Raw genomic sequence first — 18,080 nt, 5'->3', positions numbered from 1 at the left:
CTGAAGAGGTAAAAAAGGTCTAATAGAACTAAAAACTAAACTCGAGGTTATCTGATGGATAAAATAAAGATTGAGAATACAACATTCAAATATGAGCATTCAGAGCATCTCGCCCTCGAAGGAATCGACCTTCATGTAAAAGAAGGCGAGTTTCTTGCTATTTTAGGTCATAACGGATCGGGAAAGAGCACGCTCGCGAAAATGATCAACGCACTACTGCTGCCTACTACTGGAAGTGTGTGGGTTGATGGGATGAATACAGCTGACGATGAAGTCTTGTGGGACATCAGAAGGACTGCTGGAATGGTCTTTCAAAACCCGGACAACCAGATTATCGCGACGATCGTTGAGGAAGATGTCGCTTTCGGACCCGAAAACTTAGGTCTTGATCAAAGTGAGATCATCAAAAGAGTCGACTTTGCCATCGAGCGGGTTGATATGACAGCATACAGGCATAAGCCACCGCACCTACTCAGTGGTGGCCAGAAGCAGCGGATTTCGATTGCCGGCGTTCTCGCCATGAAACCCTCATGCATCATTTTTGACGAGCCCACAGCGATGCTGGACCCTTCTGGTAGAAAAGAAGTGATGGACACCATCATGAGCCTGCACAAGGAAGGGATCACAGTCGTCTTGATCACGCATTTTATGGAAGAAGCCGTGAAGGCGGATCGGGTTGTTGTCATGCATGAAGGCAAAATCGTAAAGAATGAAACTCCGATGACACTTTTTCAGGATGTGGACTCGCTTAAAGCCCTATCTCTGGATGTGCCGGAAGTGGTAGGAATCACACACGAACTTCGTAAAATGGGCATCAAACTCCCAAAGACAATTTTAGATAGAGAACAGTTGGTGAATGCATTATGTCAATACTCCTCAACCAAGTAAATTTTATATACGATCAAGGAACACCTTATGAGACGAAGGCTCTTAGCGACGTGTCGATTGAAATCAACCGTGGTGAGTTCATAGGTCTTATCGGTCATACAGGTTCAGGGAAATCCACCTTGATTCAAATGATGAACGGACTTTTAAAACCGAATACCGGAGAGATATTTATCAACGGATATGACATCACAACCAAGGGTATAAAACTTTCAGATGTCAGAAAACGTGTCGGTCTTGTGTTTCAGTACCCCGAGTATCAGTTATTTGAAGAAACCATTGTCAAAGATGTCGCTTACGGTCCATCTAATCTGGGACTAGCAAAAGCCGAGATCCAAAGTAGGGTCTCAGAAGCGCTAATGGCCGTCGGGATGGATGCTGAGGTCTTTAAGGACATATCGCCCTTTGAAGTCAGCGGCGGGCAGAAAAGACGAGTAGCGATAGCGGGTGTGCTTGCGATGCAGCCTGAAGTTCTGATTTTGGACGAACCGACTGCCGGGCTTGATCCAGCGGGACGTGAAGATATTCTTAAACTGATCAAAAAAGAACATGAAAGACAAAATAGGACCACGATATTTGTAAGCCATTCCATGGAAGACGTTGCAAAGTATGTCGACCGTATCCTTGTCATGGACAAGGGAAAGGTGATTTTTTTTGACACGCCAAGCAATGTGTTTAAAAATCATGAGATCCTCTCAAGCATAGGTCTTGATATACCTGAAGTCACAAAAATAATCAAGTCGCTTAATGAAAACGGATTCGACTTGCCTGAAGATGTCTATGACGCCCATGTGCTGAGTAGGCTGATCGGTGAGAAGCTGGGTGGTGTGTCATGTTAAGAGATATCACGATTGGTCAATATTATCCATCAGCCAGTGTCGTACACAAGCTGGACCCACGATTTAAGATTATCGGGACGATTACTTTTTTGGCTGGACTATTCATTATCGATACCCTTTGGGCTTACATTCCCATTCTTCTTTTTTTAGGTTCGATCATAAAGCTTAGCAGAGTGCCTCTTTCTTTTGTACTCAGAGGACTTAAGCCGATTGTCTTTATCATCGTGTTCACAGTAAGTATCAACCTGTTCTTTACCCCTGGTGATCCTCTGATTGGTTTTTGGAAAATCGTGATCACGAAAGAGGGGCTGAGACAGGCCGTGTTTATGGCCTCCAGACTAATGCTATTAATCACTGGGAGTTCGATGATGACCTTTACGACGTCTCCTATCGAGCTCACAGACGGTATCGAGCAGCTGCTCAATCCCTTTAAGAGAATAGGCGTGCCCGCTCATGAAATAGCCATGATGATGACAATCGCCCTAAGGTTCATACCGACTCTGCTTGAAGAGACCGATAAGATCATGAAAGCCCAAATGGCAAGAGGCACTGACTTTGAAACCGGATCACTTATCAAACGCGCCAAGAATCTTGTTCCAATACTGGTCCCCCTTTTCATCAGCGCTTTTAGAAGGGCGGATGAACTCGCAATGGCCATGGAGTCGAGATGTTATAAAGGCGGCGAAGGCAGGACCAGAATGAAGCTCCTGAAATTAGGCCGTTTCGACTATATCGGCATGGCTTTGATCGCCTTGTATCTGTTTAGCGTCATTATGGTGAACTCTTATGCGTTATAAGTGCACCTGCGAATACGACGGCAGGTGTTTTTATGGCTGGCAGAGGCAACCTAAGCATCGAACGGTTCAGAAAGAGATTGAAGAATCCCTGTCAAAATTATATGGCAGTGAAATAACGATACACGGCGCCTCGAGAACCGATAGGGGAGTGCATGCAAAAGGACAGGTCTTCCATTTTGACACGCAAAAGGAAATACCGCTTGATAAGATAATCAAGGTCATGAATAGGCATTTCCCTGATGATGTGAGAGTCCGATCTGCTGAAACCGCGGACGAGGAGTTCCATAGCAGGTATCATACCGTGTCGAAAACGTATGAGTACAAATTCAGCACCACGCAGGAGTACTCTGTGATGGATGCGCATTACATCTACCAGTATGGAAAACCTGTCAACCTGGATGTGATGAGAGAGACTGCGAGATGCTTCTTAGGCACACATGACTTTAAAGCCTTCATGGCTTCTGGAAGCAGCGTGGAAAACACAGTACGGACAATTTATGACATCACATTTGACATTCATGAGGAGATCGTGACGATGAAGGTTACCGGAAGCGGCTTCTTATACAACATGGTAAGAATCATGATGGGTGTCTATTTTGATGTTTCTGAAGGCATAAAAAACGTAACGGATGTAGCGATTGAGCTTTCAGGCGGTAATCGCAGCTATTTTAGGCGTACAGCTCCAGCTTGCGGACTTTATCTTGTGGAAACCGTCTATGAATGACAAAAAAAATGTTGACAATTTATTATAGTAACTATATAATATTATTGTTCTGTGCGTATGTGTCGGTGAAGAAGTACAAAAACACATAGGCCGCGGTCGGTAAATGATTTAAACTCTGCCCCGAGTTTAAGAACAACTTCGAATAATAGGGAGGAAAGACTATGAAATCTTTCATTCAAAAACCACATGAAGTGGATAGACAATGGTTTGTAGTTGATGCAGAAGGTCAAACACTTGGTAGACTTGCATCACAAGTAGCATCAGTATTAAGAGGTAAGCACAAAGTAACTTTCACTCAAAACGTTGACTGTGGTGACTTTGTAATTATCGTAAATGCTGATAAAATCAAATTCACAGGTAAAAAATTGGATCAAAAAATGTACAGATGGCATACAGGTTATGTAGGTCACTTACGTGAAAGAACTGCAAGACAAATGATGGCAACTAAGCCTGAAGAAGTAGTTCGTTTGGCTATTAAAGGCATGCTTCCTAAAAACTCTTTAGGTCGTCAAATGTACACGAAGTTAAACGTATACGCTGGTCCTGAGCACAAGCACCAAGCTCAAAAGCCAGAAGTATTAAAATTCTAGTTAAGGAGGAATAGCCATGTCAGTTCAATATCAAGGAACAGGTAGAAGAAAAAGTTCAATCGCACGTGTTCGCTTAGTACCTGGTACAGGCGTTGTTACAATCAATAATAGACCTCTTGACGAGTACTTCGGTTACGAGCTTTTGATCAGAGAAGTAAAAAGACCACTTACAACTGTAGGTGTTGAAGGTAAATACGACGTATTAGTTAGAGTTAACGGTGGTGGATTCACAGGTCAAGCTGGAGCGATCCGTCACGGTATTTCTAGAGCGTTACTACACGTAGATGAGACTTTCAGACCAGCACTTAAGTCTGAAGGATTCTTAACTCGTGACTCAAGAATGAAAGAAAGAAAGAAATACGGTCTTAAAGCAGCAAGAAGATCTCCTCAGTTCTCGAAGAGATAGTCAAAACACAAAACAAAAACCATCCACTGGATGGTTTTTTTTTTTTGCGTTTTGACCGCCCCTCCGGCCAGGGAGCTTGTAGTTCAGGTCCTACTGCCTCCGTGAACAAAGTACGTTCACTTACAGGCACCACGAACAAAGTACGTTCGTGGGGGATGCCCACCGCAACCAGGTGCTTCAAACTCTTGGGTCGAGTGATATGGCGGTTGGAGAGAGGATATGTTTGGAGAGACTTGTCTCTGGGGGAACGCCTCAGTGAACAAAAGGCGTTCACTTACAGGCGCCACGAATAGAAAAAATTCGTGGGAATTCATGGTATAATAAGAGCAGAAGAATATGCCCAAAAGGAGGCTTTTAATATGGGAAGACTTGTTAAGACTTATTTTATGCCGCATCCGCCGATTGTGATTCCTGAAGTTGCGGGGGACAGGCATGGCTTGTGTAAGAATACGTATGATGCAATGATGGAAGTCGGTCGTGAGATCGCTAAGATCAAGCCTAAAAGGATTGTGATTATTTCACCGCACGGTACGGTGTTTTCAGATGGGATCGGTGCGCTTTATAATCACGACCTTTATGGTAACCTTGCGACATTCGGTCATGAGGATATTGAGGTTCAAAAGAGATGTGACATGTTCTTTGTGGATGAGCTGGCAACAGAAGCGAGCAGATCGGATATCGTTGTCGCTAAAATCGATGAGGATTTTGCGGAGGAACTCGGAATCACCTATACGCTTGATCACGGTGCGATTGTACCGCTTTGGTTTGTTGACCAGTTTTATAAGGACTATGATGTTGTCCACCTGGCTTATGGATTGCTTTCACCGAGCAAGCTTTATGAGCTCGGGCAGAACATCCGAACGGTTGTCAAACAGTTTGCGGGGGATACGGTACTGATCGCCAGCGGGGATATGTCCCATGCGCTAAAGGATAGCGGTCCATACGACTACCATCCTGAAGGAGCGAATTTCGATAAGTTTGTGGTCGAAGCCATCGGGAAACACGATTTTTTGAGCATTCTCAGCTATCCGCAAAAGAAAAGGGAGTCTGCTAGAGAATGCGGATTCAGGTCGTTTTGCATCGCCTTTGGCGCCCATGACAGGATGCTTGTGGATAGCAAGGTGCTTAGCTATGAAGGCCCGTTCGGTGTTGGGTATATGGTTGCGGGCATTTCGGAGGTCGGCGGCATCGTGCCAGGCCTACTTCCTTCTATTATAGAGCTTTCACGCGCGGAGCAGGCCAGAAGGTTAGGGCTTGAAGACGATTATGTGAAGCTGGCTAGAAATGTGATCAATACTTTTGTACTTATGGGAGACAGACCACAGGTCGATCCAAACGATTATGCGATCGATAAGGAAGCTCACGGGTGTTTTGTTTCGATCAAGAACGATTCGGGTCTTAGAGGGTGCATAGGTACGATTCATCCGACTCGAGATTCGCTAATCGATGAGATAGTGGATAACGCGATCAAGGCATGCAGTGAGGACCCAAGGTTTGATCCGATCTATGAGGATGAGCTGGCTGATCTTCGTGTGTCTGTGGATATTCTATTGCCTCCCGAACCGATTGAATCCGAGGAGGATCTTGATCCTCAGAGATACGGAGTGATTGTGGAGGCAGGATTTAAAAGAGGATTGCTTCTGCCTATGCTTGAAGGCATAGAGACGGTCGGCGAGCAGCTTAGAATTGCAAAATCAAAAGCCGGCATAGAGGATGAACCCTATCATCTGATGCGCTTTAAGGTAATCCGTCACGAAGCAGACCTATAAGTGGATAGGTTGTACACAAGTTGTTAGTCGTTTGTGGATTAGTTTTAAATGCTTTTGGATAACTTGGGGATGGATCGGTCATCTTATCCACAAACCGCCAACAATATGTGGATAAAAAGTATGGGGTCTTGAAAAAAGAGGTGTTTGCGATGTTGATATCCGATTACTTTATGGAAGTGGATGGGGATAAGATCTGTACAGTCTGTCCACATCAATGTAGGTTATCTGTGGGTAAAGTCGGCAGGTGTGGTGTGAGAAAAGCCACTGATGAGGCTATAGTGTGCTTAAACTATGGTCATATCACGGCGGTAGCGCTTGATCCGATTGAAAAAAAACCGATTTTTCATTATAAGCCAGGTACAAGCGTACTTTCAATCGGCAGCATGGGCTGTAATATGAACTGTCCGTTTTGTCAGAATTATCATATCGCCAAAACCTTGTCTGCGGATTACACGGTCCATAGCCCTGAGGATATGGTTAGGCTCTTGCAGTCTTATCCAAAAGAGATTGGCCTAGCTTTTACCTATAATGAACCCTTAGTCTCCATCGAATTTGTGATAGAGACAGCACGGCTTGCAAAAGAAGCCGGCCGGTTTGTGGTTGTTGTGACCAATGGCATGGTCTCAGAAACTTGTCTGATGGACCTGATACCTTATGTGGATGCCTGGAACATCGATTTGAAAAGCTATTCTTCTTCGGATTATGATCAGCTTGGCGGCGAGTTTGAAGCAGTAAAGTCAACCATCGAGTTATGTTCAAGACATGCCCATGTCGAAGTGACGAGTTTGATCGTGACAGGATTCAACGACCATTTGAAGGAGTGGGAGTCTGTCTTTTCTTGGCTCAAGGGTTTGGGTGGCATGATACCGCTGCATTTATCGAGGTACTATCCGAGTTACCATTATCACGAAAAAGAAACGGACGTTGAACTGCTAAAGGAATTATATAGGCTGGCAAAGACCTACTTGGACTACGTCTATATAGGTAACGTCTTTGGCATATCAAATGATACGTATTGTAAGAAGTGCGGTGTACTTATGGCCGAACGCGACATCTATCAGACTAAATTATATCACTACGCTTGTCCCTCATGCGGGGAAAAGGTGTTTATCGAATAGAGAGGCTATTATGAAGAAAAGAGTTGTAGGAATCATCCTAGGAGCTATCGTACTGCTGACAAGCGCATGTTCAATTCTGGAACAGCCACCTGAAAAGGTGGACGTCCCCATCATAGAGCCGATTGTCGCACAGGTATGGAGCGGTGAAAGAACGGACGGGTATGAGTTGAGCATTGATGCACTCACCGATATCGAAAGACTTGAGGAATACTTTAAGTTCTATGCAGATTTCGACGAGTCGTCGATGCGCCTGAGCCTTGTAAAAGACGGAAAATGGTACCGTTTTGATGTGCAAAACAATGAACTGATCAACCTGCATGACTCTACAAGCTGGGGAAAAGCCGCAGTCGACGGCAATAGTATCTCTGTCGAATCGTCGGTGGTACTTGCCGGACTAGGCTATCAAGTCTCCAAAAGTGAAACGCTTACCCTTATGACAGCTGATGAACCTGATTCGATACGGGTAACGGTCAGCGGAGAGGCTTATTCGGACCACACAAAGACGCAGAAGGTGACTCTTGAAAACGAATCTGGAATATGGCTTGATCAAGAGGAATCATTTAGCTTGGTCTTAACGGATCATAAGGGACTTTTGTGGGTAGGAGAAAGCGGTCTAGAATTTGCAGTTGAAGAGGAAGTCTTAGAAGAGGAACAGCAGTTAAAGCCGTTACTGATCGCTTGGGATCTGTACGGAAATAAAAGTGAACAGGAATATCATGAGAGTCTTGATGTGATCATACCGAAATGGTTGTCGCTAAAAGCGGAGGATGGCACTATCAATGATCTGTACAGGCCGCTGTATCATGAAAACATAAAAAAGCAGGGAAAAGACCTATGGGTTTTAGTCAATAACTCATTCGATCCAGAACTGACGAGTTCGGTGCTGAACAGTCTTGAGGCAAGGGAGAACATGATCGGTCAGCTGATCGATTATGCGCTGATAAACAAGGTTGAAGGAATAAACATTGATTTTGAGAACATGTTCCTTGAGGATAGTGATCTCTTTGTCCAGTTTGTTGCAGAACTTTCAACGCGTATGAAGGAGAAGGGGCTTATTCTCAGTGTCGCAGTGACAGTGCCAGGTGGTTCCGACAACTGGTCGATCGTCTACGACAGGGACAGGCTTTCCGAAGTGAGCGACTACCTTACGCTGATGGCTTATGACCAGTACTGGGCTTCAAGTCAGACAAGCGGCCCGGTAGCCGGCTATTCATGGGTGGACGGACATCTTGAAGAGCTTGTAAAAACCATTCCATCCGAAAAAATACTCCTGGGGGTGCCCTTTTACACAAGGATCTGGTATGAAACCCCATCGCTTGAAATACCGAATCAGATGAAGGTGAAATCCAAATCGGTTTACATGGCTTCACCCCAGCAGCTGATCGACGATTACGACCCGGTCAGGGTATGGGATGCGACCAACAGCCAGTATTACTTCGCCTATTTCAAGGACAATCAGCTGATCAAATTCTGGTATGACGACGAGGAGGCTGTTGGAAGAAAAGCGCAGCTTATTCACAAATACAATCTTGCAGGCATCGCTGCCTGGTCCCTAGGGTTTGAAAGAGAGACAGTCTGGCCTGTGCTTCAGAAAGTGAAGGAGGACATTCAGTGAAACGATTGGTTCTGGGACTGGTACTTACGCTTATCGGATTCTTTTGCTTTTCGTTCGGCTGGGCTGGACTTGTAAGTGGTGGGGATGCGACGATCCTTTCAGACGAAGCGGTCATAGAAAGGGCGATCGAACTTGGTATGGTCGATTTGAAAGAGGTTTTGACCAAAGAGGAGGAGTAAGATGTGTGGCAGGTTTTTCCTTGATGTCAGTTTTGATGAGATTTTAAGCCAGTATGACTTAAAGGTGCTTGAGGGTGCCTATGAAGAACGGTACGAGATTTTTCCGACGCAAGCTGTCATTACCATAGTGAAACGTAAAAACGCTTTAAAGGCGGTACCGATGAGCTGGGGCATTGTCACTCCATATCTGAAAAAACCGGTTATCAATGCAAGAGCCGAAAGCCTTATACAAAAGAAGCTTTTTGCAACAGCCATTGAAAAAAGAAGATGTGTCATTCCCGCCAGTGGCTATTTCGAATGGCAAAAGTTAAATGACACAAAGAAGATGAAAAACAAGATATGGGTCGAAGACGAGCCCATCATCGGGATGGCGGGAGTCTACAACGTCTATGAGGTCGCCTGTGAAAAAAAGGCGATGGCCAGCATTTTGACGATAGACGCGGCTGCCTCCATACGGGAGATCCATGATAGAATGCCCCTGCTGCTGACCAAGGAAATGGCCAAGCGCTACCTGGACGATGATCATTTTGATGTCTCGAGCTATCAAAGCCAAGCTCATCTTCTGCCGATAAAAGCAATTGCTGTTGGTTGAGCGGTATGTCATAGGGTATGAAATAAGTAATACCCGTGATATGCTAAGGAGGTACCTATGTCTGACACTTTAGTACTGATTAAACCGGATGCAGTGAGTAAAGGCCTGATAGGCGAAATCATTAGAATTTATGAAATTAACGGTTTAACCATCGAAGATTTAAAAATGGTAAGGCCTGACAAGGAATTATTGCAAAAACACTATGAAGAACACTTAATGAGAGATTTTTACCCTGAACTCGAAGCATTTATGATGAGCGGACAAGTCGTCGCTCTTCAGATACATGGTTATGGAGCGGTTGATCTTGTAAGGGAACTTAACGGATCGACGAATCCTCAAAAGGCCAGAATCAACACGATCAGGTATCTATTCGGCACATCGGTTCAGATGAACGCCGTACACGGATCAGCAGACGATGCTGCTGCAAAACGTGAATTGTCCCTGTGGTTTGATGTGTAGAGAGGGTTATTTGGAGAGAAGCAATGGAACATTATTATACTGAAAAATCAACGACGGAGCAGGTCAAAAAGACAATAAGGCATGTGATTTTAGATAAGGAGATGTGCTTTATCACAAGCAATGCGGTATTTTCAAAAGATGCGGTGGATTTTGGCAGTCACTTTCTGATTGAAACGGTTTTGGAGCATAGCCCTTCCATCGGAAAAACACTCGATATCGGATGCGGCTACGGAGCGATCGGGGTGACCCTTGCGGTATTTTCACCTGATGCGACGGTCACCATGGTCGATGTCAACGAGAGGGCTGTCAATCTTGCAAATGAAAACGCATCTTTAAACGGTGTGTTTGGAAGGGCCAAGGCTCAAGTTTCTGACATCTGCGAGCAGGTAGAAGGCTTATATGACACCGTCGTCACCAATCCTCCGATAAGGGCTGGTAAAAACGTGGTACATGCGATCTATGAACAGGCATTTGAGCATTTATCCCCCGGTGGAAAGCTGTTTGTCGTCATACAAAAAAAACAGGGCGCGCCGAGTTCCATGGACAAGATGAAGCAGCTCTTCGGCAATTGTGAGATGATCGCAAGAAAAGCGGGCTATCATATTTTACTTTCTATCAAATAGCGCATAGACAAAAGATTAAACCTCTCCTATAATGAAGTAACCAAAGGGAGGTTTTTTTATGTTAAGAACCAATATCGTCATGCCAATTGACGAAATGATAGAAATGTTGCCTGTTCGCTTGGCGACGAAGTTGAAAGTAAAAACCGATCAGATTAAAACATGGAAGGTGTTCAAGCGGTCGATAGATGCTAGGAAACAACCGATCATGTACAACTATACTATCGATTTTGAAGTCTCGGATGAGGCGCGACTGCTAAAGACCAACAAGTCGCTTTTGAAAGTGGAGTATTACGTATTTGAACCTGTCACAGGTGTATCTATGGAGAAGAGACCGGTCGTCATCGGCTTTGGTCCTGCAGGTATGTTCGCATCTTACTATCTGGCACTTTCGGGCCAAAAACCTATCATCATCGAGCGCGGCGAGATGGTGGATGAAAGAAAGAAAAGCGTCGAATCCTTCTGGGAAGGCGGACCGCTCAATCCGAATTCGAACGTACAGTTTGGAGAAGGCGGAGCGGGAACATTCTCTGACGGCAAGTTGACGACAAGAAGCAAAGACCAGAGGGCGAGGTTCATCTTTGAAAAACTGGTTGAACTAGGAGCTCCCGAGGATATCCTCATCGACCAGAAGCCGCATGTGGGCACGGACCTTTTGACTGGTATCGTCAAAAATCTTAGGGAAGAGATCAAAACACTCGGTGGAAGCTTCTATTTCAATGAGACTTTTGAAAAACTTCTGATAGACAAGGATCAGGTAAAAGGTGTGGTTACCGATAAGCAGACGATCGAAACGGATCATGTCTTTCTTGCGATAGGCCATTCGGCACGTTCTACCGTGAAAGCGCTATATGGGCAAGGTATCCAAATGAGCGCCAAGCCATTTGCCATGGGACTCAGAATCGAGCACCCTCGTACAATGATCGATAAGTGCCAGTACGGTGCGTCTGCTGACAATCCAAAACTTGGAGCGGCGGAGTATAGCGTAAAGGCCAAACATGAAGATAGGAGCGTCTATTCCTTCTGCATGTGTCCTGGTGGACATGTCGTCAACGCGAGTTCCGAACCGGAGCATCTTGTAGTCAACGGAATGAGCTATCACAAGAGGGATGCTGAGAACTCCAACAGCGCGCTGCTTGTGAGTATCACTCCGGATGATTTCGAGTCGGATCACCCACTAGCTGGATTTAAGTTGCAGGAAACGCTTGAAAGCAGGGCTTATTCCATAGGCAAAGACAATGGTGCGCCGATTCAAACGGTGGGGGATTTCTTAAATGATAAGATGACGACCAACCTAGGCAATGTGAATCCAAGCATCACACCGCTTGTGCATTATACTAATTTCAACGACTGGATGCCGCAATATATCTGTGATGCCCTTAAAATGGCACTACCTGTGATGGGTAGACAGGTAAAGGGCTTCGATCGTGCGGATGCCATATTGACTGGTGTCGAAACAAGATCTTCCTCTCCGGTTCGTATCGTTAGGGATGAGTTCATGTGTTCTGTCAGCACCAAGGGGCTATATCCCATAGGTGAGGGAGCCGGCTATGCTGGTGGAATCACTTCATCTGCAGTCGATGGACTTGCAGCAGTTGATTTCTTACTGAAAAAAATGAGCGTTTAATGAGTTAATATGCAATTTTCATGCATGTTTAATCATTAATGCTGAATAATTTTGATTTTTTTTGATGTTTTATGTAATGTGTAAAACACGTGATTTTGCTAAACTGACTGCAAAATCACGTGTTTTTTTTATTCAATCGGTCGAGTTGTTGGAATATTCTTAAAATACTGCAAGAAGCAATTGTCAAGGCTCCAAGGATGTGCTAAACTTTTAGTAGGGTTAAAAATATTTAATAAGTACTAAATACATATAAAGTTTTATTTTTATCGAAAAAGAGATTGCTTGTGGTCGGTGGTTATGCTACATTAGAACATAATTATTAATTGTTACATGTTAGCAACAATTTTGTTTTGAGCGGTTCGGGACCGTTTAAATATAATCTATTTTTTCATGAAGGGGGAAATTTAGTATGGAGAACAAAATGAAATCTCGTGACGGGTTTAGTTCTAGACTCGGTATCATCGCAGCAGCAGCAGGGTCGGCAATCGGCCTAGGTAACATTTGGAAATTCCCGTACATCACAGGAAAATATGGTGGCGCAGCATTCATTTTAGTTTATTTGATTTGTATCGCACTTATCGGTTTACCAGTTATGCTATCAGAATTCCTAATCGGTCGTAGAGCTCAAAAGAATACAGTTGGCGCCTATAAGGCTGTCGCTCCTGGCACACCTTGGTACCTAACTGGTTGGATCGGCCTATTCACAGCATTCGTTATCTTATCGTTCTACGGTGTTGTAGCAGGTTGGACGCTCGCCTATGTCTTTAAGGCGATTGCCAATTCATTTGCAGGTATGTCACCTGACGATATCGGCAACACTTTCGGTGGTCTGATTACTAGCGTATGGCAGCCTATCGGATGGCAAGTACTCTTTATGGCTCTTACAGCAGGTGTCGTACTTGGTGGAGTAAAAGACGGTATCGAAAGATATTCAAAAATCCTTATGCCATTACTTCTTTTAATCATCATCGTTTTGGACATTCGCGCAGTTACGCTACCAGGCGCAGGTGCTGGCGTATCGTTCTTACTTAGCCCTGATTTCAGCAAATTAAGCGCTGAAGCGATCCTGTCCGCTCTTGGACATGCCTTCTTCTCCTTATCGCTTGGTATGGGTACCATGATCACTTATGGTTCATATATCGGTAAAAAAGAGAATCTTGGAACGACTGCCATGCAAGTTACAATTGCAGATACTGCAATCGCACTTCTTGCAGGTCTTGCAATCTTCCCTGCGGTATTCGCGTTCAATATCGACCCTACATCAGGCCCGGGTCTTGTATTTGTAACTCTACCGAACGTATTCAACCAAATGCCGGGCGGATACTTCTTCGCGATCCTGTTCTTCTCATTACTTGCAGTAGCGGCACTTACCTCTTCAATTTCTATTCTTGAAGTTGTCGTTGCCTACTTCGATGAAGAACACGGTATGGACCGTAAGATTTCGACACTAATCGCTACAATCGCAATTACTGCATTTGGCGCATTCCTGTCACTTACTTATGCTCCCGACGCTCTTGGCAATGTGGAATGGATCTTCCCGAACATGGGTAAGATGCAGATCATGGACTGGTTCATCACACTTACAGACCAGTTGTTACCACTTGGTGGCTTGTTGATCTCACTATTTATCGGTTGGGGCATGAAGTGGAAAGATGTAGAAGAAGAATGCCATACAGGCGATACTTCTGCTGCTAAGTACTTACCGGCATTCAAATTCCTAATCAAATACGTAGCGCCAATCATGATTCTATTGACACTACTTAACGGTCTTGGATTGTTGCCATTTATGAAATAGTAAACCATTCCCTTCTACCCGAGAAGGTTGAATAATAAATGCCGCCGCTGTAAACACAGTGGCGGCATTTTGGTTGAAGGGCTAAAACAACCGATCGAAAGTGTTCTTTTCATCATAAAAAAAATGTAACAAAGTTTAAGTTGTAACTTGTTATCACCCATGTTACAATTTAAAAAACTTGAATATTCCTTTAAGTTCGCCCGAGAGGTGGACAAGGTGATAATCGATTGTTATCGTGAATAGAGACTGCGGTCTTTTGAGATAACCTTTATTGCCTTGCAATAAAGGTTATTTTTTATGTGAATTACAGTATACCTTTAAAATGATACTGCGAGATCAAAAGGAGGACATTATGTCAGAATTAAGGCACTTGATTGAACCGGGTGATTTAACAAACGAGGAGATGGTTGAGCTTGTCGACCTAGGCCTTGAAATGTATGAGAACCCAAAGAAATACGCAAAAGTATGTGAAGGTAAAATTCTTGCTTCACTCTTCTACGAGCCAAGTACCCGTACTAAGTTCAGTTTTGACTCTGCAATGCTCAGATTGGGCGGAAGCCTTATCGGCTTTGCTGATCCGAATTCAACATCCGATAAAAAAGGAGAGTCACTTGCTGATACGATCAGAGTGATCTCATACTATGCGGACATCGCAGTCATGCGTCATCCAAAAGAGGGTGCTCCGCTACTATGTGCGCAGTATTCAGAAATTCCTATCATCAACGGCGGTGACGGCGGTCACCAGCACCCGACACAGACACTCACAGACCTTATCACAATTAAAAAATACAAAGGAACACTTGAAAATCACGTAGTCGCATTCCAAGGCGACCTTAAATACGGTAGAACGGTACATTCCTTGATCAAGACACTTGCTCGATTCAACACGAAAAAGTTCATTCTGATCTCTCCTGAGGAACTTAGGCTACCTTCTTCTTTAAAGCGCCAGTTGCTCGACAAGTACCCACATCTTGTAATCGAAGAAGTCCTGCACCTAGAGGAAGTTGTAGATCAGATCGATGTGCTTTACTGCACAAGAATACAAAAAGAACGTTTCTTCAATGAGGAAGACTATCTGAAACTGAAAAATTCCTATATCCTTACACTAAAAAGTATTGAAAACGCAAAAGAAGACATGATCATCATGCATCCGCTCCCTCGTGTGAACGAGATCACTTATGAAGTGGATGACGATAAACGTGCTGTGTATTTTGACCAGTCAAAACTTGGTGTGTATGTTCGTATGGCACTCATTACTAAACTCTTGGGGGTGGATATCGATGTTAGAGGTTAACGGTATTGCAAATGGAATTGTTCTTGACCACATGAAAGCAGGTCTTGGACTGGTTGTATTCAATAAACTTGTGGATGGTAAGATCGATCATCCTGTCGTACTGCTTATGAATGTCAGCAGCCAGGCGATGGGAAAAAAAGATATCATTAAGATTGAGAACACGTTCGATGTGGATTTGAACATCCTTGGACTGATTGATGAGAACATCACAGTCAACATCATCAAAGACGGTAAATTATTTGAAAAACAAGAAGTAGTGATTCCAAAGAAGCTCAAAGGGTATATCAAGTGTAAGAACCCACGTTGTATTTCTCACTTTGATAACTATGTTGAACCGGAGTTTACTCTATACAGTAAGGATTCCTTAGAGTATCTTTGCAGTTTCTGCGACGAAATCACGAAATACGAATAAAGCATAAGCCCAGTGGGACGGAAGTCTCACGGGCTTTCGTTATGTAGAGAATAGAAGAATTGAAGACTAGAAGAGTAGTGATTAGTGATTAGTGATTGATGATGGATGATGGATGCCTGGAATGAGAGGGAGAGTGGATATGAGATTTCTGATTAGAGGGGTTCGTGTTGTTGATCCTACGGAGGGTCTGGACGGGGTATATAGTGTACTTATCGAAGATGGGATCATCAGGGAGGTATCCGAAAAGGTACTGATGATGGACGATATGGCGGTGATAGGCGGTGCCGGCAAGGTACTGATGCCTGGACTCTTCGATATGCACGTGCATTTGAGAGAACCGGGCTATGAGCACAAGGAAGATATTCACAGCGGTACGCTTGCAGCTGCGCGCGGCGGAGTCACAGGCCTACTTGCGATGCCAAACACCTACCCGACAGTGCAGAGCGCCGAGGTAGTGAGAGATATAAAAAAGAGAATCGATGAGAAGGCGGTCGTCGAGGTGAAACTTACGGGTTCTATCACCAAAGGGCTTCAGGGCCTTGAAATGTCGGATATTCAAGAGATGATCATAGAGGGAATTGTCGCCGTGACGGACGACGGAAGGACCACCATGTCTGTGGACTTCATGAAAGAGGCTTTCAATACGATAAAGCCACATGACATGGTGCTGATCTCCCATGCCGAGGACCACGATATCGTAGAGGGCGGTGCTGTACATGAAGGTGAAGTCAGCAAGGAACTTGGAATAGCAGGCATACCGGCAGCGGCCGAGTACAACATCGTAAGACGCGACATCGCGCTGGCTAAAGAGACAGGCGCAAAACTACATATCGCGCACATCTCGACAAAAGAAGCCGTACAGGCTGTCAGAGAGGCTAGAGAGCAGGGTCTTGCAGTAACTGCCGAAGCAGGACCACACCACTTCATGCTGACGGATGAAACGCTAAAAACAGCAGGCACGCTTGCAAAGGTCAATCCGCCTTTAAGGTCCGAAGACCATAGGCAAGCGGTCGAACAAGGGCTGATCGATGGAACCATCACTTGCATCGCCACTGACCATGCGCCTCATACGCTTGAAGAAAAGAACAAGGATTTTTACAAAGCGCCATTCGGCATTTCGGGTGTGGAGCTATCGCTCGCATTCACCTATTCGCACTTTGTAAAAACAGGAAAGCTTGATTGGACGTCGATTGTAGATAAAATGGCAGTGAATCCTAGGGTCTTGTTAAATTTACCGGTCCCATGCGTCAAGGTAGGCGAAAAGGCGAATCTCGCACTTTTCGATATGACGGTTGAAAGAACGCTTAAGAATGAAAATATGGTATCAAGAGGCAAGAACACACCCTTTGAAGGATTACAGGTTTCTGGCGATGTGGTGATGACGATGTATGACGGCAAAGTAGTGTACAGGGGGTAATGATATGTTGATGGATCGTTTAATTAAGGGAATAATCGAAATGGAAGCACCGATCGTAGTAGGTCTCGACCCACGAGTGAATCAGATTCCTACAGAAATCATAGAAGCTTCTCAGATGAAATACAGCAACAAGGTCGATGCGGCAGCGGATGCGATCTTGACTTTCAACAAGGGTCTTATCGACGCACTTCACACACTGGTACCGGCTGTGAAACCACAGGTCGCATTCTATGAGATGTTAGGACTGGCAGGTATGAAAGCCTACAAGGAAACATGCGACTATGCAAAAGAGAAAGGCATGATCGTAGTGGCGGATGTCAAGCGCGGTGATATCGGATCGACGTCTAAAGCCTATGCGGACGCCTACATCGGATTAACAGAGGTCGAAGGTGAAAGTTTTGAAGCCTTCCATTCGGATTACCTGACGGTGAATCCTTATCTTGGAACCGATTGCCTGAACGAGTTTGTCACCAATATCGATACCCACGACAAAGGCATGTTCGCCCTTGTGAAAACTTCGAACAAGAGCTCTGGTGAGTTGCAGGACTTAAAAGTGGACGGCGTAACGATCTACGAGAAGGTGGCGCATATCATCGAAGCCTTATCCTCACAAAGAGTCGGAAAGTACGGCTACTCAAGCATCGGTTCTGTCGTAGGCGCGACCTACCCGGAGCAAGCGGATACCTTAAGAGCGATCCTTAAAACGTCTTACTTCCTAGTGCCAGGTTACGGAGCGCAAGGTGCAAGCGGGAAAGACATCGTGAACTGCTTTGACGAAAAAGGCCTAGGGGCGATCGTCAATTCTTCAAGAGGCATCACATTCGCCTACCTGAGTGACAGGTACTCGAACGACTATAAAGAAGCGGCTGTTCAAGCCGTTGAGGAGATGAAACAAGACATCAACGACAGCTTGAAGGCTGCTGGCAAATGGTACAAATAGGA

General features: G+C 44.7%; 19 protein-coding genes. All 19 read left to right on the top strand.

Going from position 1 to position 18,080, the window contains the following annotated elements; translation table 11 throughout:
- Nucleotides 1–54: 54 nt before the first annotated feature.
- Complete coding sequence (locus DWB64_RS18125) at nt 55–888, top strand: energy-coupling factor transporter ATPase (protein ID WP_129489634.1); 834 nt, start codon at nt 55–57, stop codon at nt 886–888.
- Nucleotides 864–1,724 carry an energy-coupling factor transporter ATPase gene (locus tag DWB64_RS18120; protein ID WP_129489633.1) on the top strand — a complete coding sequence of 287 codons (861 nt, stop codon included), beginning with the start codon at nt 864–866 and terminating at the stop codon, nt 1,722–1,724. The genes DWB64_RS18125 and DWB64_RS18120 overlap by 25 nt, the downstream gene beginning before the upstream one ends.
- Nucleotides 1,718–2,521, top strand: a complete 804-nt coding sequence (locus DWB64_RS18115) for an energy-coupling factor transporter transmembrane protein EcfT (protein ID WP_129489632.1) — start codon at nt 1,718–1,720, stop codon at nt 2,519–2,521. Before DWB64_RS18120 ends, DWB64_RS18115 begins: the two co-directional genes overlap by 7 nt.
- Complete coding sequence (truA, locus tag DWB64_RS18110; RefSeq protein ID WP_129489631.1) at nt 2,511–3,245, top strand: tRNA pseudouridine(38-40) synthase TruA; 735 nt, start codon at nt 2,511–2,513, stop codon at nt 3,243–3,245. The genes DWB64_RS18115 and truA overlap by 11 nt, the downstream gene beginning before the upstream one ends.
- Nucleotides 3,246–3,406: 161 nt before the next feature.
- A complete protein-coding gene (gene rplM / locus DWB64_RS18105) occupies nt 3,407–3,835 on the top strand; it encodes a 50S ribosomal protein L13 (protein ID WP_129489630.1) in 429 nt (142 codons plus the stop codon).
- A 16-nt stretch (nt 3,836–3,851) separates the two neighbouring features.
- Complete coding sequence (gene rpsI / locus DWB64_RS18100; RefSeq protein ID WP_129489629.1) at nt 3,852–4,241, top strand: 30S ribosomal protein S9; 390 nt, start codon at nt 3,852–3,854, stop codon at nt 4,239–4,241.
- A gap of 359 nt (nt 4,242–4,600) precedes the next feature.
- Nucleotides 4,601–6,010 carry an AmmeMemoRadiSam system protein A gene (gene amrA / locus DWB64_RS18095; protein ID WP_129489628.1) on the top strand — a complete coding sequence of 470 codons (1,410 nt, stop codon included), beginning with the start codon at nt 4,601–4,603 and terminating at the stop codon, nt 6,008–6,010.
- Between the two features lie 149 nt (nt 6,011–6,159).
- The gene (gene amrS / locus DWB64_RS18090; RefSeq protein ID WP_129489627.1) at nt 6,160–7,128 is read left to right on the top strand and encodes an AmmeMemoRadiSam system radical SAM enzyme; all 969 of its coding nucleotides are present in this window, start codon (nt 6,160–6,162) and stop codon (nt 7,126–7,128) included.
- Between the two features lie 10 nt (nt 7,129–7,138).
- Nucleotides 7,139–8,743, top strand: coding sequence for a glycosyl hydrolase family 18 protein (locus DWB64_RS18085; RefSeq protein ID WP_164980493.1), 1,605 nt, complete (start codon nt 7,139–7,141; stop codon nt 8,741–8,743).
- Nucleotides 8,740–8,922, top strand: a complete 183-nt coding sequence (locus DWB64_RS18080; RefSeq protein WP_129489625.1) for a hypothetical protein — start codon at nt 8,740–8,742, stop codon at nt 8,920–8,922. The genes DWB64_RS18085 and DWB64_RS18080 overlap by 4 nt, the downstream gene beginning before the upstream one ends.
- A 1-nt stretch (nt 8,923) precedes the next feature.
- The gene (locus DWB64_RS18075) at nt 8,924–9,514 is read left to right on the top strand and encodes an SOS response-associated peptidase (RefSeq protein ID WP_129489624.1); all 591 of its coding nucleotides are present in this window, start codon (nt 8,924–8,926) and stop codon (nt 9,512–9,514) included.
- 57 nt (nt 9,515–9,571) lie between these two features.
- A complete protein-coding gene (locus DWB64_RS18070) occupies nt 9,572–9,973 on the top strand; it encodes a nucleoside-diphosphate kinase (protein WP_129489623.1) in 402 nt (133 codons plus the stop codon).
- A gap of 23 nt (nt 9,974–9,996) precedes the next feature.
- Nucleotides 9,997–10,596: a class I SAM-dependent methyltransferase gene (locus DWB64_RS18065; RefSeq protein WP_129489622.1), complete on the top strand. Its 600-nt coding sequence runs from the start codon at nt 9,997–9,999 to the stop codon at nt 10,594–10,596.
- 58 nt (nt 10,597–10,654) lie between these two features.
- On the top strand, nt 10,655–12,220 hold the full coding sequence (locus tag DWB64_RS18060; protein ID WP_129489621.1) for an NAD(P)/FAD-dependent oxidoreductase: 1,566 nt from the start codon (nt 10,655–10,657) through the stop codon (nt 12,218–12,220).
- A 409-nt stretch (nt 12,221–12,629) separates the two neighbouring features.
- Nucleotides 12,630–14,015 carry a sodium-dependent transporter gene (locus tag DWB64_RS18055; protein ID WP_129489620.1) on the top strand — a complete coding sequence of 462 codons (1,386 nt, stop codon included), beginning with the start codon at nt 12,630–12,632 and terminating at the stop codon, nt 14,013–14,015.
- A 349-nt stretch (nt 14,016–14,364) separates the two neighbouring features.
- Complete coding sequence (gene pyrB / locus DWB64_RS18050; RefSeq protein ID WP_348983865.1) at nt 14,365–15,309, top strand: aspartate carbamoyltransferase; 945 nt, start codon at nt 14,365–14,367, stop codon at nt 15,307–15,309.
- Nucleotides 15,296–15,721, top strand: a complete 426-nt coding sequence (locus DWB64_RS18045; RefSeq protein WP_129489618.1) for an aspartate carbamoyltransferase regulatory subunit — start codon at nt 15,296–15,298, stop codon at nt 15,719–15,721. The genes pyrB and DWB64_RS18045 overlap by 14 nt, the downstream gene beginning before the upstream one ends.
- 139 nt (nt 15,722–15,860) lie before the next feature.
- Nucleotides 15,861–17,138 (top strand): dihydroorotase, encoded by a 1,278-nt coding sequence (locus DWB64_RS18040; protein WP_164980492.1) that lies wholly within the window; start codon nt 15,861–15,863, stop codon nt 17,136–17,138.
- 4 nt (nt 17,139–17,142) lie between these two features.
- Nucleotides 17,143–18,078, top strand: a complete 936-nt coding sequence (gene pyrF / locus DWB64_RS18035) for an orotidine-5'-phosphate decarboxylase (RefSeq protein WP_129489616.1) — start codon at nt 17,143–17,145, stop codon at nt 18,076–18,078.
- Nucleotides 18,079–18,080 lie beyond the last annotated feature (2 nt).

Origin of the sequence: Fusibacter sp. A1 (assembly GCF_004125825.1) — a bacterium.
Classification (GTDB): Bacteria; Bacillota; Clostridia; order Peptostreptococcales; family Acidaminobacteraceae; genus QQWI01.
Note: the sequence above shows the minus strand (reverse complement) of the source record. Positions and strands in the feature narration are given on the sequence as shown.

Bases quoted from the DNA above. Each gene is read 5' to 3' on its own strand.
- DWB64_RS18125 (WP_129489634.1), top strand. From the start codon at position 55: ATGGATAAAATAAAGATTGAGAATACAACATTCAAATATGAGCATTCA.
- DWB64_RS18120 (WP_129489633.1), top strand. From the start codon at position 864: ATGTCAATACTCCTCAACCAAGTAAATTTTATATACGATCAAGGAACA.
- DWB64_RS18115 (WP_129489632.1), top strand. From the start codon at position 1,718: ATGTTAAGAGATATCACGATTGGTCAATATTATCCATCAGCCAGTGTC.
- truA (WP_129489631.1), top strand. From the start codon at position 2,511: ATGCGTTATAAGTGCACCTGCGAATACGACGGCAGGTGTTTTTATGGC.
- rplM (WP_129489630.1), top strand. From the start codon at position 3,407: ATGAAATCTTTCATTCAAAAACCACATGAAGTGGATAGACAATGGTTT.
- rpsI (WP_129489629.1), top strand. From the start codon at position 3,852: ATGTCAGTTCAATATCAAGGAACAGGTAGAAGAAAAAGTTCAATCGCA.
- amrA (WP_129489628.1), top strand. From the start codon at position 4,601: ATGGGAAGACTTGTTAAGACTTATTTTATGCCGCATCCGCCGATTGTG.
- amrS (WP_129489627.1), top strand. From the start codon at position 6,160: ATGTTGATATCCGATTACTTTATGGAAGTGGATGGGGATAAGATCTGT.
- DWB64_RS18085 (WP_164980493.1), top strand. From the start codon at position 7,139: ATGAAGAAAAGAGTTGTAGGAATCATCCTAGGAGCTATCGTACTGCTG.
- DWB64_RS18075 (WP_129489624.1), top strand. From the start codon at position 8,924: ATGTGTGGCAGGTTTTTCCTTGATGTCAGTTTTGATGAGATTTTAAGC.
- DWB64_RS18070 (WP_129489623.1), top strand. From the start codon at position 9,572: ATGTCTGACACTTTAGTACTGATTAAACCGGATGCAGTGAGTAAAGGC.
- DWB64_RS18065 (WP_129489622.1), top strand. From the start codon at position 9,997: ATGGAACATTATTATACTGAAAAATCAACGACGGAGCAGGTCAAAAAG.
- DWB64_RS18060 (WP_129489621.1), top strand. From the start codon at position 10,655: ATGTTAAGAACCAATATCGTCATGCCAATTGACGAAATGATAGAAATG.
- DWB64_RS18055 (WP_129489620.1), top strand. From the start codon at position 12,630: ATGGAGAACAAAATGAAATCTCGTGACGGGTTTAGTTCTAGACTCGGT.
- DWB64_RS18045 (WP_129489618.1), top strand. From the start codon at position 15,296: ATGTTAGAGGTTAACGGTATTGCAAATGGAATTGTTCTTGACCACATG.
- DWB64_RS18040 (WP_164980492.1), top strand. From the start codon at position 15,861: ATGAGATTTCTGATTAGAGGGGTTCGTGTTGTTGATCCTACGGAGGGT.
- pyrF (WP_129489616.1), top strand. From the start codon at position 17,143: ATGTTGATGGATCGTTTAATTAAGGGAATAATCGAAATGGAAGCACCG.